The sequence below is a fragment of the Campylobacter ureolyticus ACS-301-V-Sch3b genome, assembly GCF_000413435.1.
Lineage (GTDB): Bacteria > Campylobacterota > Campylobacteria > Campylobacterales > Campylobacteraceae > Campylobacter_B > Campylobacter_B ureolyticus_A.
The window spans coordinates 895,494-910,131 of record NZ_KE340326.1; the positions used below are offsets into that span (position 1 = coordinate 895,494).

A 14,638-nucleotide genomic window follows, 5' to 3' on the forward strand; every position below is an offset into this window, starting at 1 on the left:
GTATAATACCTTAATTTTTATTTAAAAGGACTAAAAAATGAAAAGTTATATGGAGTATTTTGACGAAATTTGTCAGATTCCTCATGGTAGTTTTGAAACTGATAAAATGAAAGAATATTTAATAAAACATTGTGAAAAAAATGACTTTAAAGTAAGCGTTGATGAGGCTGGAAATATACATGCTTTCAAAGGAAATCCAAGAATTTGTTTGCAAAGTCACTATGATATGGTTTGTGTAGGTGAAGCTCCAAATATTCAAACTTTTGAAAAAGATGGTTTTTTAATGGCAAAAAACTCAAGTCTTGGAGCCGATAATGGTATCGGAGTAGCCATGATGATGAGTATGATGGATAAATATGATAATTTTGAAGTTGTTTTTACTAACAACGAAGAAGTTGGGCTTTGGGGTGTTGCAAGATTTAACGCAGTTATAAAAAGTCCAAATTTACTAAATTTAGATAGCGAAGAAGATGATAAAGTATCAATTGGGTGCGCAGGAAGCGTTGATATGTATGCGTTTAGAAATTTAGAGAAAATAGACTGCAATGGTTTTTTATATGAGTTAAAAATAGATGATAATGATAAATTTCCAGGCGGACATAGTGGCATACAAATACATGAAAATATTCCTAATGCTATTAAATCCATGGCTAGATTTATAAAAGAAAATGGTGGCAAAATAGCCTATTTTAACGGTGGAGAAAGAAGAAACTCTATTGCTGCAAAAGTAGATGCAAAAGTTATATTTTCTAAAGAGTTAAAAGAAATTCCAAATTTTATAAAAGCTGATTTTATAGGTAAAAAAGAGAGTAAAATTTATAAATTTAGTGATGATCTTTTAAATATGCTTTGTATTTTCTCACAAGGAGTAAGGGCTTTTAATACAGAAGTTAATACTCCAGAAGATAGTATAAATCTCTCAACCGCAAAAGAAGTAGATAATAAATTCGAAGTTTTATTTTTTGCAAGATCAATGAGTGCAAAAGGACTTGAAAACTCCAAATTTGAAACCTTGACTTTGGCAAAAAGTTTTAATTTTGACACAAAAACTGAAAATCAAACTACGCCTTGGAGACCAGAAATAAACGAATTTGCTAAATTTATTTTAAAAAATATGCAAAAATATAATAAAAATGCAAAATTTGTAGCTGTTCATGCTGGACTTGAATGTGGAGTTTTTCTAGCAAAACAGCCTGATTTGAAGGTTGCTTCTATTGGACCAAATATTTTTGCACCACATAGCATAAATGAAAAACTAGAAATAAAATCTGCTGATTTAATCTATAAAGTGGTTGATGAAATTGTAAAAAATGCTTAAAAATGGACAAAATTTAATCATTTTTTTAATCAAAGGAGTTTTAAAACTCCTTTTGTATTTTTTTGCCCTAGTGATTATTTTATTGTTTGCATTGGTAGTTTATTCTTCTTTACCATTAAGTGGAAAATCTCAAAAATCAAGCATAGATTATTTTTATCAAAATGAAGTTAAAATTTATAATTTTGTAAATTTATATAAAAATATCGCAGAAAAAAATCAAATTTTAGATATAGAGTTTAGTAGAGATTATTCAAAAGTTGAAAGGCTTGTTGTTGGCGATGCAAATAGCACACAGTATTATTATGATGATAAAATATCAAAAGAACTATTAAACAAATATTTTAGCGATAAGGATTTGGAACTAATTAAAAAAGAATTAAAATCGCTAAATTATTTAAGTGTTGGAAAATTTGGAAATAGAGTTAACTTTATAATAAGTAGATTTTTTATTGGTGCAGAAATTTTAAATATTTATGATGAGTCTTTTACGGCTAGTGAGCTTGAAAATATCAGAAAAGATATGGATTGTCACTTGGTAAAAGATAAGGTTATAATTGAAAGTGATCAAGGTGCAACTGGCGGAGGTTGTTACTTTTAAAGAGTCTTGTTATAAAATCTTATCTTTGCTTTTACAAATTTCATTTAAAAAGCACTCTTTACAATTTGGCTTAACCGCTTTACAGGTATATCTTCCAAATAACACCATCGCTTGATGAAGGTAGTTAAGCTCAGTTTTAAAAGCTTTTACTAGATCAACTTCTGTAAGTTCTGGCGTTTTTGCCTTGCTTAAATCAAGCCTATGCGAAACTCTAAAAACATGCGTATCAACTGCCATTAAATTTTCACCTTTAAACTCTATTAAAACAACATTTGCTGTTTTTTGTCCAATTCCAGCTAAGCTCATTAGATCTTTTTTATTTAGTGGAATTTCACCGCCAAAATTTTGCATAACAGATTTTGCCATTTTTATTAAATTTTCGGCTTTATTGTTAAAAAAACTACATGAGTTTATAAGAAGTTTAAGCGAGTTTAAATTTGCTTTTGATAAAGACTTGATATCTGGAAATTCGCTAAATAAAGCAGGTGTTATTAAATTTACTCTTTTATCAGTGCATTGTGCTGAGAGCATAACGCAAACTACCAACTCATAAAGATTTTTAAATTTAAGTTCCGTAACTGGTTTATCAAAATGCTTTAAAAATAACTCTTTTATTAAATTTATCTCTTTTTTGGTTCTCATTCCAAAGATTTTAGCCTAAATTTTACAAAAATTCAACATTTCTTTACTATTACTAGATATAATAATTTAATTTTTTAAGAAAGGTTTTATATGAAAAAAGTTTTATTTACAGCTTTAAGCTTAGCAGTAGCTATGAGTTTAAATGCTAAAGTTTTTGCAACAGTTGATGGAAAGGACATCACTGATGTTGATCTTGCACCTATGCTTGCAGGAATGCCAGGAGTTAATTTTGAAGCTCTTCCAGCTGAGATTCAAAATCAAGTAATTGATAGAGCAATTGATTTAAGAGTTTTAATCAATGAAGCTAAAAAAAGTGGTATTGAAAAAGATGAGCTTTATAAAAAACAGCTTGAAATTGTAAAAGATGATATTGCTTTAAGAGCTTGGCAAGCAAAAGAGCTTAACAACACAAAAGTAAGCGATAAAGAAATAGAGGATTTTTATAATAAAAATAAAAATAAATTTATTGAGCCAGCAGCTATTGCAGCTAGCCATATTTTAGTTGAAAAAGAAGATGATGCTAAAAAAATCATAGCTGATTTAAGCAAGCTAAAAGGCGATGAGTTAAAGAAAAAATTTGCTGAAATTGCAAAAGAAAAAAGTATTGATCCAAGTGGTAAACAAAATGGTGGAGATTTAGGATATTTTGTAAAAGAGCAAATGGTTCCTGAGTTTGGTGAAGCAGCCAATAAGCTTAAAAAAGGTGAGCTTACTAAAACTCCTGTAAAAACACAATTTGGCTATCACGTAATACTTAAAAATGATGCAAAAGATAAAAAACAACTTGGTCTAGCTGAAGTTAAAGACTATATCAAAAGCATTGTAAGACAAGAGAAATTTCAAGCAGATTTTGAGAAAAAAGTAAAAGATTTAAAATCAAAAGCAAAAATTGAATATAAAAATAAAAAATAAGGATTTTAAATGGGTGTTTTAGATGTTGTAAATGCAGGTGTTTTAGGTGGCGATGAAGCGATTAAGCTTTATAATTACGCTAAAAGTGAGGGATTTGCTATACCAGCTGTTAATGTAGTTGGAACAAATTCTATAAATGCAGTTTTAGAAAGCGCAAAAAAAGTCAATTCACCCGTAATAGTCCAGTTTTCAAATGGCGGAGCAGGTTTTGTGGCAGGAAAAACCTGCCAAGAAGCCGATGTTTTGGGAGCAATAAGCGGAGCAAGACATGTTCATTTGCTAGCAAAACATTATGGCATTCCTGTGATTTTACATACTGATCATGCTGCTAGAAAACTTCTTCCTTGGATTGATTCTTTGATTGAAGCTAGCAGGGAAAATATTAAGCTTTTTAAAAAACCACTTTTTACTTCTCACATGCTTGATTTAAGTGTTGAGAGTTTGGATGAAAATTTAAGTACTTGTGAAGAGTATCTTAAAGTTTTAAGCAAATTAGACATAGCTTTGGAAATTGAGCTTGGAGTAACTGGTGGAGAAGAAGATGGTGTTGATAATACAAATGTTGATAATGCACTTTTATATACTCAGCCAAAAGATGTTGCTCAAGCATTTGAAAGACTTGGTAAAATAAGCGATAAATTTACAATCGCGGCAAGTTTTGGTAATGTTCATGGTGTATATAAGCCTGGTAATGTAGTGCTTAGACCTGAAATTTTAAAAAATTCCCAAAAATTTGTAAAAGAAAAATTCAATACAAAATGCGATAAGCCGGTAAATTTTGTATTTCACGGTGGTAGTGGAAGTGATATAAAAGATATAAAAGATGCCGTAAGTTATGGTGTTATAAAAATGAATATCGACACAGACACTCAATGGGCTTTTTGGGATGGTGTTAGAGAATATGAACTTAAAAATAGAGATTATCTACAAGGACAAATCGGAAATCCAGAAGGTGAACATAGCCCAAATAAAAAATATTACGATCCTAGAAAATGGTTAAGAGCTGGTGAGGAAAGTATGGTAAAAAGACTGATGGAAGCCTTTGAAGATTTAAATTGTATAAATAAAAACTAAGGTAAAATATGGAAAGTAAAAATGAAATAACTGATGAGTTTAGTCTATTAAAAGAGTCTAAAAGATCTCTTTTTGGAGTTTATATAAAAATAGTTTTTATTCCTGTTTTAGTATTTTTAATTTTTCTATCAGGATATCTAAATTATATAAGCTTAAAAGTAGAATCTCACTCTATCATTATGCTTGGATTTTTACTTTTCATAGCTTTGATTTTTGCAAGGCATAATGCAGAATATGGATGTTGTTTATTTGAAAGCAGAAGTGATATTTTCAAAGATGAGCTTAAAAAATACATAATGAGCCATTTAATGGTCGTTGGAAATAGAAAAAAATCAAACGCACCTTTTGAGAGTTTTAGCGATAGCTTTACAAATAATTTAAGAAATGAAAACTACGCCTCTGTTGCAGCTGGCGTTTTTCCTATGCTTGGAATTTTAGGAACTTTTATAAGTATAGCCATCTCAATGCCACATTTTTCATCAACCAATATAAACTCACTTGAAGCAGAAATAGCTCAGCTTCTAGGAGGAGTTGGAACAGCTTTTTATGTTTCTATTTATGGTATATTTTTGGCTTTGTGGTGGATATATTTTGAAAAAAAAGGTTTAAGTAGATTTGAAAGTATTATTTATAGATATAAAAATGTGACTAAGAATTTCTTTTGGGAAAAAGATGAAATTTCGCAAAGTCTTATGAGTGAAATACTAAATCAAAATGAAAAAGTCGCAAATAGTTTTGAAACTGTTTTCAATACTGAATTTACTAAAAATTTACGCACCGCTATGAAAGAGAATTTTCACACATTTGAAGAGATGCTTGAATTGCAAAAAAACTCTTTAAAAATAACTTCATCAAATTTAAACGAAACAATTTCGCTATTTACAAATATTGGTGAAATTTCAAAAAATATCAATAAAGACTTTGAAAAGATGTTAAACTCATTTTCTAAATTAGTCGATGATACAAATGAAATTTATGTAAATTTGTCAGTACAGTTTGAAAAGCTTTTATCGTTTAATGATAAGCGTGATATAAATTTGCAAGATTTAGCCGATAAGCTTATTTATAGTTTAGAGGAGTTTAAGACTAGCTTGGAAAATTTTAACAAGAAAATTTTAAACGAGCAAAATGAAACACAAAACATATTTAAACAAAGTGTTATAAAAAGCGTTGATGAGATAAAAAAAGTTGTGGGTAGCTTAAAAAAAGAAAAAAATACTAATACAAATATTATAGAAGAGCTTAAAATTTCACTTGATAATGTGGAGAAAAAAGACTCTAAAAAATAAAAGAAGAAAAACAGATGAAAATAAAAAAAGAGCAAAATGATACTTTTTGGATAGCGTATGCCGATCTTATGGCGGGGCTTTTATTTGTTTTTATACTTTTAATAGGTGGAATTATTGTAAAATATGTTTTAACTCAAAGCAGTCTTAAAGAAAAAGAAGCTGACTTTTTAAGCACACTTGCGAGTTTAAAAACTCAAGAGCAAAAAAACTCAGAGCTTGAGGAGTTAAATAAAATTTTTAGCAATAGATTAAATGAGCTTGATATAGAAACTAACAAATTAAAAGAAAAAAACTCACTTTTTATAGTTGAAATGGAGAGTTTAAAAAAAATAATTGATAGCTTAAAAGATGAAAAATCAGATCTTAATGCAACTCTTCATCAAATTTATGGAGATTATGAAAAAGAGCGTGATTTAAATAAAGACTTAAATAATACTCTAAATGAAAATGAGCTTAAAATAGCTTATTTAATGGAGCAAATTTCATTAAAAGATGCAAGTATTAACAAAATTTTAAATGATTTAAATATTACAAAAAATCGTATAAAAAATTTAAGTGGGATTAGCGTAAGAGTTATAGCTGATATTAAAGAAAAACTTGGAAATAACGTAAGTATCGATCCAAATACTGGAGCTTTAAGACTCTCATCATCTGTTTTGTTTGATAAGGGATCATATGCTTTAAAAGATGAAGCAAAAGAAAGTCTTAAAAATACCCTAAGCAAATATTTCGAAGTTTTAATGCAAAACGATGAAATTAGAGAAAATTTAGACACAATTATCATTGAAGGACACACAGATAGTGATGGAAGTTATCTTTTTAATCTTGAGCTTTCTCAGCTTAGAGCATTTTCGGTTATGGAGTTTATAGCCTCTTGGAACGAAGATGAAAGGTTAAAAAAATATCTTTTAGCAAGTGGAAGAAGCTTTATGTCGCCAGTGATGAAAGATGGTGTTGAAGATAAAGATGCAAGTAGAAGAATTGAGATAAAATTTGTATTATCTAATAAAAATACAATTAATGAAATTCAAAAGATTTTAGAATATGAAAATTGAAAAGGTAAAATTTAAAAATTTAGATTTTTTTTTACTTAGAGATGATTTGCTTGGACGTGATTTATGTGATGAATTTAACGGCAACAAAGCAAGAAAATTAGAGTATTTTTTACATGCAGATTTAAGCCATTATGATACGATTATCTCAAATGGCTCCTCTCAATCAAATGCAATGTATTCACTTTCAGTTTTTGCAAAGCTTAAAGGGTTAAAGTTTAAATATGTGATAAGTTATTTAAACTCAAATTTAGCTAAAAATCCAGTTGGAAATTTTAAGTTTGCACTAGAAAATGGAATGGAGTATTTTATATCACCAAATCGTCGTGATTTTGCTCTTAGTTTAGTTGATAAAAAAACTATTTTTATCGAAGAGGGAGTTGCTCAAAAAGAAGCAGAAATTGGTTTTATTTCCCAAGCCAAAGATATAAGTCAATTTGCTAAAAATAATGATATTAAATTTGATATTTTTTTGCCTAGTGGAACTGGAACAAGTGCAGGATATTTAGCAAAAAATAGCGAGTTTGATGTTTTTACATGCCCATGTGCTGGGGATAAAGAGTATCTTAAAAAACAGCTTGGAAATTTAAATTTAAGAAATTTAAAAAACCTAACTATTTTAAATCCTTCAAGAAAGTATCATTTCGCAAAGCCAAAAAAAGAGCTTTTTGAAATTTATAAAGAACTTTTTAATGAAACTGGTGTAGAATTTGATCTTATTTATGATCCAGTTGGTTTTTTAACGGTTTTATCAAATTTAAATGAGTTTAAAAATCCGCTTTTATACATTCATCAAGGCGGAATTTTAGGAAATATTTCACAAATAAAAAGATATCAATACAAAGGATTATTATGAAATTTTTAAATAGTATGGACAAAGATTTTGATTTTGAGTTTAATAAACTTGTAAATAGATCAAATTTGGATATGGATAGTGTTGAGGCAATAGTTAAAAACATCATCAACGAGGTAAAAACTGATGGTGATGATGCCCTAAAAGAGCAAATTTTAAAATTTGATAAATGGGAAGTAAAAAACAATCTTAAAATCACACAAGAAAGCATGAAAAAAGCTTATGATGACTTAGATGATAATATGAAAAATACTCTTAAAAAAGCTAAAAATAGGATTAAGTCATACCATGAAAAACAGCTTGAGAGATCTTGGCTTAATTTTGAAAACGATGGCTCTATTTTAGGTCAAAAAATAACACCTGTTGATAGAGCAGGTCTTTATATACCTGGAGGAAAGGCAGCATATCCAAGCTCACTTTTAATGAATGTAATCCCAGCTATCGTAGCTGGTGTTAAAGAAATAGTAGTTTGCACTCCAGCAGTTGGTGGGAAAGTAAATGATCTTTTGCTTGCTGCAATGTATTTGCTTGATATAAAAGAAGCTTTTAAAGTTGGCGGTGCAAGTGCGATTGGAGCGATGGCTTATGGTACAAAATCTATTCCAAAAGTCGATGTTATAACTGGCCCTGGAAATATCTTTGTTGCAACTGCAAAAAAACTTGTTTTTGGCGATGTAAATATCGATATGATAGCAGGACCAAGCGAGATAGGAGTTATTGCAGATGATAGCTCAGATCCACATTTAGTAGCTATAGATATGCTTTCTCAAGCTGAGCACGACGAACTTGCAAGTAGTTTTTTAGTAACAAATTCTATAAATTTAGCCAAAAAAGTTAAAAATGAAATTTATGAAATTTTACCAAATTTAAAAAGATATGAAATTGCTAAAAAAAGCATTGAGCAAAAAGCTGCTATCATAGTAGCAAAAGATAAGTGTGAAGTTATAAAATTAATAAATGATTTAGCGGTTGAGCATTTAGAAATTCAAACAACTGATGCAAATAGTTATTTACCATACATAAGACACGCTGGAGCGATATTTTTAGGACATTTTACACCTGAGGCAATGGGTGATTATGCAGCTGGACCAAACCATACTTTACCAACTGGTGGAAGTGCTAGATTTTTCTCTCCACTTGGGGTATATAATTTCTTAAAAAGAAGTTCAATAATTTCAATGAGTGAAAAAGGCTTTAATGAAATTTCAGAAATTTGCATGAGTTTGGCTGAGGCTGAAGGCTTAGAGGCTCACAAACTCTCAGTTAAAAAAAGACTAAAATAGAGGAGAAAAAAGACTATGCAAGATGTTAAAAAATCATACGATGATGTGCCTTATATGTCAAAAGTTTATAAAGAAAGTTTACCTGAAAATTCATATCTAGCAGGACTTTTATACGGTTTAAAGATGCCAGAAATAGGCTCTGCTAGAGTTTTAGAGTTGGCATGCTCAATGGGAGGAAATATCATACCTTTTGCATTAAATCATAAAAATGCAAAAGTTGTAGGCGTTGATATTTCAAGTATTCATATTCAAAAAGCTAAAAATTTAGCAAATGAATTAAATATTGCAAATATAGAATTTTATGAAAAAAATATTTTGGATATTGATAAAAGCTTTGGTGAGTTTGACTATATCATAGCTCATGGTGTTTATAGTTGGGTAAGTTATGATATAAAAGACAAAATTTTACAAATTTTTGATGAGTGTTTAGCACCAAATGGTGTTGCGTATTTATCTTATAATACCTATCCTGGCTGGAAAGGAAAAGAAATTTTAAGAGATATTATGCTTTATAGAATGGAAGATAAAGAGCAAAATAACCCAGACTTAAAACTTGAGCTTGGTTTTGATACCTTAGCTTTTCTTAAAAATAATTCAGTTCCAGGCATCGCAAAAACAGCTATTGATGAGTATTATGATGATTTAAAATTAAGAAGTAAAAGTTATATTTTACATGAGTATTTTGAAGAGACAAATAGGCCAAATTATTTTTATGAAGTTGTAAATAGTGCTAAAAAACATAATTTAGAGTTTTTATCTGAAGCAAATTTTAAAAACTCTATCTTTCCACCAATTACAGATGAACTAAAAAAAGCTTTAAATAGTGAATGTAATGGTGATAGAGTTAGGTTTGAGCAATTTATTGATTTTATTATTGATAGGACTTTTAGAAGAAGCCTGTTTGTAAAACATGAGTTTTCAAAAAAAATAGATACAAATTTTAACATTAAATTTAAAGATTTAGATAGCTTATTTGTAAGTGGAAATTTTAAATATGACGCAGATAAAGGGTTATATATAAATTTAAAAAGTGGTGCTTTTATGCCTAAAAATATGTTTGAATTATTTGAAGAATTAAGCGCAATATATCCATCAAATTTAAATGTTGCTGAGTTTATGAAAGAGTATAGAAAAACTCATAGTGATGATGATGTTAGTAATTTTTATTTAAACTTAGCATATCTCATAATCTCAAAAGAGTTAGCATTTAGTTTTGAAAAAGTAACTTTTGATAAGAGCATAAAAGAAAAACCAAAACTAAATACTATATTTTTAAAACTTTTAGATTTTACAAAAACAAATGGTCACACCACTGGGTTTTTCAATAAATTTTATGACAATATAGAAATTAACAAAGATGTAGATTATGATTTTTTACCTTTATTTGATGGTAAAAAAGATGAAAATGATCTTGTAAATGAGCTTATAAAACTTGAAAATAGTGGTAAATTTAAATTTGTCCTAGAAGGAAGTGTTGTAAATTCTAAAAAAATGGTAAATTTAATGGCAAAAAGATATACCAAAGAAAAAATTGATACTCTGTTTAATATTGGTATTTTAGAGTAGCATAAAAAGGCATAAATTTGATAAAACTTTTGATTTTAATAATTGCTGGAATTTTATCTTTTGGAATTTGTTTTGTATTTTTTGGGCTTTATGTTTTTGTTTATAGTAGTGGTGATTATGAAGGTATTGTTTATGCCTTAATTATTTTACTTATTTGGTTATTTTTTATGAAATTTTTCTTTAACCTCCTAGATACTGGTAAAAACTATAAAAAACCGCTTTTTATCTGCCTTTTGATTTCCTTATCTTTTGGAGTTTATACATATTTTTTAGAAAAAGATCTGCATGTAAAACAGGTTAATACTAGGATTAATTTAGGTAAATTTGTCCCATTCATTGACATTAATAATCCAAATTTAATGCATTTAAGTGAGTCAAACTTAAAAGATAAAATAACTTTACACAATCCAAATTTGGCCTCTATAAAAAGTGATTTTAAATTTAAAGATAATCCACCGTTAATCGATGGTGCAACTGCACTTTACCCAATTTATGCTGCTTTTGTTGAAAGCATTTATCCTTCTAGTTTAAAATATTATCCTTGCCATGCTGAAGATAGCATAGCAAAATGTTCAACTACAACTGGAGCGTATGAAAATTTAATCAATCAAAAAGTTGATATTATTTTTGTTGCAGGTGCTTCTAACGAACAGCTAAATTTGGCAAAAGATAAAAATGTTACTATGGAGTTTTTAGAAATTGGTAAAGAGGCTTTTGTTTTCTTTGTAAATTCAAAAAATAGTTTGGATAATTTAAGCGTTGATGAGGTCGTTAAAATTTATTCAGGCAAAATTACAAATTATAAAGAAGTTGGTGGAAAAAATGCTAAAATTTTAGCATTTCAAAGAGATAAAAACTCAGGTTCTCAAACTATGCTTGAAAAGATAATGGCTGGCAAAGAGCTTATGCAAGCACCTTCTACAAATGTCGTTGGTGATATGGTTGGCATAGTTAAAAGTGTTGGAACTTATAAAAATTATAAAAACGCTTTAGGATTTTCATTTTTGTATTTTACTAAAGAAATGATAAAAAGCTCGGATATAAAACTACTTAAAATAAATGGAGTTTATCCAAACTCGCAAAGCATTTTAAATGAAACTTATCCATTTGTTGGTAAATTTTATGCAGTAACACTAAAAGAAAATAAAAAAGAAAGCGTTAAAGAATTTTTAGAGTGGTTAAAAAGTAGTGAAGCAAAACTCATAATTCAAAAGACAGGCTACACGCCACTATAAAGATAAAAATGACTTTTTTAATTATTATTTTATTTATAATTGTAGCTTTATTTTATTATCATATTTCTAAAAAACAAGATGATGAGCTTAGAAAGTAGCTCATTTTTTATCAAATTTGAATTATAAATCTGATATAATTAAACAATATATTTTAAAAAGGTTAAATCATGATAGAAACTTGTCTTTTTCCAGCAGCTGGTTATGGAACTAGATTTTTGCCAGCTACAAAATCACTTCCAAAAGAAATGTTACCTATACTTACAAAACCACTAATTCATTACGGAGTTGATGAGGCATTAGAGGCTGGAATGCGCAATATGGCTTTTGTAACAGGGCGCGGTAAAAGAGCTTTGGAAGATTATTTTGATTTAAGCTATGAGCTTGAAGATCAAATTTCAGGCACAAGTAAAGAGCATTTGCTAAAAGAAGTTAGAGATTTGATGCAAAATTGTAGATTTTCATTTACCAGACAAAGACAGATGAGGGGGCTAGGAGATGCCATTAATAAAGGTAAAATTTTAGTTGGAGATGAGCCTTTTGGTGTAGTTTTAGCTGATGATTTATGTATAAATGAAAATGGCGAGGGAGTAATGGCTCAAATGCTTAGCGTATTTGAAAAATACCGCGCTTCGATTGTTGCTGTTATGGAAGTGGATAATAAAGACACAGATAAATATGGAATTATCGAGGGAAGATATATTGAAGATGATTTATTAATAGTAAATAACATGGTTGAAAAACCAGATCCTAAAGAGGCAAAAAGCAATCTTGCAATTATTGGAAGATATATATTAACGCCAAATATTTTCAATTTTATAGAGGCTACAAAACCTGGTAAAAATGGTGAAATTCAAATAACAGATGCACTTTTAAAGCAGGCCAATGAAGGCATTGTTTTAGCATACAAATTTAAAGGTAAAAGATTTGATTGTGGCTCTTTGGATGGCTTTGTTGAGGCGACAAATTATTTTTATAATAAATTAAAAAATGGTAAAAGCTCAAATGGTGGTAAATAGTTTAAAATTCAGTAAAGTTGATAGAAATTTAATTGAAGAGTATGCAAAACGGATAAATTTAGAATTTAAAGAGGGAAATATTGGCTATTTCCATCTTCCTAAAACTGGACTTGATGTTTTAGATGAGGTTAAAGAATTTATAAAAAATAAAGAATTTGATGATTTGGTTGTTGTTGGGATGGGTGGGTCATCACTTGGAACAAAGGCAGTTTGCAAACTTTTAGGAAATAAAAAAATAAGAATAAATTTTTTAGATAATTTAGATTTTTATAGTTTTTCGAATATTGTAAATTCTTTAAAATTTGATAAAACACTTTTTTTTATTGTTTCAAAATCAGGCACCACAATAGAAACAATTACTATATTTAAAAAAATTATTTCCAAATTTGAGGTTAAAACCTTTAGTAAAAATTTTGTTTTTATAACAGATCATGGTTCAAATTTGGAAAAACTCGCAAAAGATCTTGATGTTAAAGTTTTTAATATACCATCAAACGTAGGTGGGCGATTTAGTGTTTTAAGTCCATCAACAACTGTTATTTTAGAGATTTTAGGATACGATGTAAAAGAGTTTTTAAATGGTGCTTCAAAATGTGCAAATGAGTTTTTTATAGAAAAAGATGATACTATTTTGCAAAAAGCATATCATTACGCAACACATAAAAAAGCAAAAATAAATGTACTTTTTAGTTACTTGGATCGTTTTAAAAGCTTTAATAATTGGTATGTGCAACTTTGGGCTGAAAGTCTTGGTAAGAAAAAAGAGTATAAAAGATTTGGTTTAACACCTGTTGCATTGATTGGAAGTAGGGATCAGCACTCATTTTTACAGCTTATTATGGATGGCATAAAGGATAAAACTGTAACTTTTATAAGAGTTTTAGAAGAAGAAATCGATAAAAATAAAATAAATTTAGGTTTAAAATATCTAGAAAGCTGCGATTTTGTAAATGGATACTCTATGAGTGAAATTTTAAATCTCCAGTGTGAGTCAACAATGCAAGCTGTGATAAATGAGGGAATTAGCGTTGATTTAATAGAATTAAACAAGCTTGATGAGTGGCATGTTGGATATTTGCTTTATTACTATATGCTTTTAACAAGCGCAGTTGGGGTTATGCTTGATATAAATACTTATGATCAACCAGGGGTTGAGATTGGTAAAAGAATTTTAAAAACTTTAATTTCTAAATAATTTTTATTTTTAAATATTTTTATGTTTTAAGGCTATTTGTTTAACTTTTTAGAGTATAATCATTCTCATAATTTATTTTAATAAAGGAGAATAATATGAATAAAGTCGTAGAACAACTTAACCAAATTCAAGCAGACGCTTTAGCTTTAAGCATTCAATTTCACAATTATCACTGGAATGTAAAAGGAAACCAATTTTTAGATATCCATAAATATACTGAAGAAGCTTATGATGATATGGGTGAATTATTTGATGAGGCAGCCGAAAGGGCTATCCAAATTGGTGGAAAAGCAATAGTTTGTCCAAAAGATATAATTGAAAAATCAAAAACTCCAAAAGTAAAAAAAGATTCTTTTACTTGTAAAGAAGTAGTTGAATTAATTAAAAAAGATTATGAGTATCTACTAGGTGAGTTCAAAAAATTAGCAAAATTAAGTGATGAGGCAGGAGATAGAGCAACAGGAGCGATTTGCGATGACTACATTGGCAAATACGAAAAAACTCTTTGGATGCTTTCTGCAACACTTGCTTAATAAATTTGGTGCTAAATGCACCAAATTTTATATTTTCTAGGATTTTATTTATTAAAACACTTTAAGCTGTAT

The 14,638-nt window shown here is 28.7% G+C and carries 14 protein-coding genes; 13 read left to right on the plus strand and 1 reads right to left on the minus strand.

The annotated features are described in order from the left end of the window. Positions 1-37: 37 nt before the first annotated feature. Positions 38-1,318 (plus strand): M20/M25/M40 family metallo-hydrolase, encoded by a 1,281-nt coding sequence (locus HMPREF9309_RS04605; RefSeq protein ID WP_016646755.1) that lies wholly within the window; start codon positions 38-40, stop codon positions 1,316-1,318. A 52-nt stretch (positions 1,319-1,370) separates the two neighbouring features. Continuing rightward, on the plus strand, positions 1,371-1,916 hold the full coding sequence (locus tag HMPREF9309_RS04610; RefSeq protein WP_196799664.1) for a hypothetical protein: 546 nt from the start codon (positions 1,371-1,373) through the stop codon (positions 1,914-1,916). A gap of 9 nt (positions 1,917-1,925) precedes the next feature. Here the strand turns inward: HMPREF9309_RS04610 and HMPREF9309_RS04615 are convergent, their stop codons facing one another. Beyond that, on the minus strand, positions 1,926-2,558 hold the full coding sequence (locus HMPREF9309_RS04615; protein WP_016646757.1) for an endonuclease III domain-containing protein: 633 nt from the start codon (positions 2,556-2,558) through the stop codon (positions 1,926-1,928). A 90-nt stretch (positions 2,559-2,648) separates the two neighbouring features. Here HMPREF9309_RS04615 and HMPREF9309_RS04620 point away from each other — a divergent pair, with 90 nt between their 5' ends. The 11 genes from HMPREF9309_RS04620 to HMPREF9309_RS04670 all read left to right on the plus strand — a co-directional run bounded on the left by HMPREF9309_RS04620 (position 2,649) and on the right by HMPREF9309_RS04670 (position 14,566). Beyond that, the gene (locus HMPREF9309_RS04620) at positions 2,649-3,470 is read left to right on the plus strand and encodes a peptidylprolyl isomerase (RefSeq protein ID WP_016646758.1); all 822 of its coding nucleotides are present in this window, start codon (positions 2,649-2,651) and stop codon (positions 3,468-3,470) included. A gap of 9 nt (positions 3,471-3,479) precedes the next feature. Further along, a complete protein-coding gene (gene fbaA, locus HMPREF9309_RS04625) occupies positions 3,480-4,544 on the plus strand; it encodes a class II fructose-bisphosphate aldolase (RefSeq protein WP_016646759.1) in 1,065 nt (354 codons plus the stop codon). Positions 4,545-4,552: 8 nt separating this feature from the next. Then, positions 4,553-5,833, plus strand: coding sequence for a MotA/TolQ/ExbB proton channel family protein (locus HMPREF9309_RS04630; RefSeq protein ID WP_016646760.1), 1,281 nt, complete (start codon positions 4,553-4,555; stop codon positions 5,831-5,833). A 14-nt stretch (positions 5,834-5,847) separates the two neighbouring features. Continuing rightward, positions 5,848-6,888: an OmpA family protein gene (locus tag HMPREF9309_RS04635; protein WP_016646761.1), complete on the plus strand. Its 1,041-nt coding sequence runs from the start codon at positions 5,848-5,850 to the stop codon at positions 6,886-6,888. Continuing rightward, a complete protein-coding gene (locus HMPREF9309_RS04640; RefSeq protein WP_016646762.1) occupies positions 6,878-7,741 on the plus strand; it encodes a hypothetical protein in 864 nt (287 codons plus the stop codon). Before HMPREF9309_RS04635 ends, HMPREF9309_RS04640 begins: the two co-directional genes overlap by 11 nt. Beyond that, positions 7,738-9,021, plus strand: a complete 1,284-nt coding sequence (gene hisD, locus HMPREF9309_RS04645; RefSeq protein ID WP_016646763.1) for a histidinol dehydrogenase — start codon at positions 7,738-7,740, stop codon at positions 9,019-9,021. Before HMPREF9309_RS04640 ends, hisD begins: the two co-directional genes overlap by 4 nt. Positions 9,022-9,036: 15 nt before the next feature. Next, positions 9,037-10,587, plus strand: coding sequence for a class I SAM-dependent methyltransferase (locus HMPREF9309_RS04650; RefSeq protein WP_016646764.1), 1,551 nt, complete (start codon positions 9,037-9,039; stop codon positions 10,585-10,587). A gap of 17 nt (positions 10,588-10,604) precedes the next feature. Continuing rightward, complete coding sequence (locus tag HMPREF9309_RS04655) at positions 10,605-11,822, plus strand: PstS family phosphate ABC transporter substrate-binding protein (RefSeq protein ID WP_016646765.1); 1,218 nt, start codon at positions 10,605-10,607, stop codon at positions 11,820-11,822. Positions 11,823-11,989: 167 nt separating this feature from the next. Further along, positions 11,990-12,838 carry a UTP--glucose-1-phosphate uridylyltransferase GalU gene (gene galU, locus HMPREF9309_RS04660; protein WP_016646766.1) on the plus strand — a complete coding sequence of 283 codons (849 nt, stop codon included), beginning with the start codon at positions 11,990-11,992 and terminating at the stop codon, positions 12,836-12,838. Beyond that, positions 12,825-14,033 carry a glucose-6-phosphate isomerase gene (locus HMPREF9309_RS04665; RefSeq protein ID WP_016646767.1) on the plus strand — a complete coding sequence of 403 codons (1,209 nt, stop codon included), beginning with the start codon at positions 12,825-12,827 and terminating at the stop codon, positions 14,031-14,033. The genes galU and HMPREF9309_RS04665 overlap by 14 nt, the downstream gene beginning before the upstream one ends. 95 nt (positions 14,034-14,128) lie before the next feature. Further along, positions 14,129-14,566, plus strand: a complete 438-nt coding sequence (locus HMPREF9309_RS04670; RefSeq protein WP_016646768.1) for a Dps family protein — start codon at positions 14,129-14,131, stop codon at positions 14,564-14,566. Positions 14,567-14,638 lie beyond the last annotated feature (72 nt).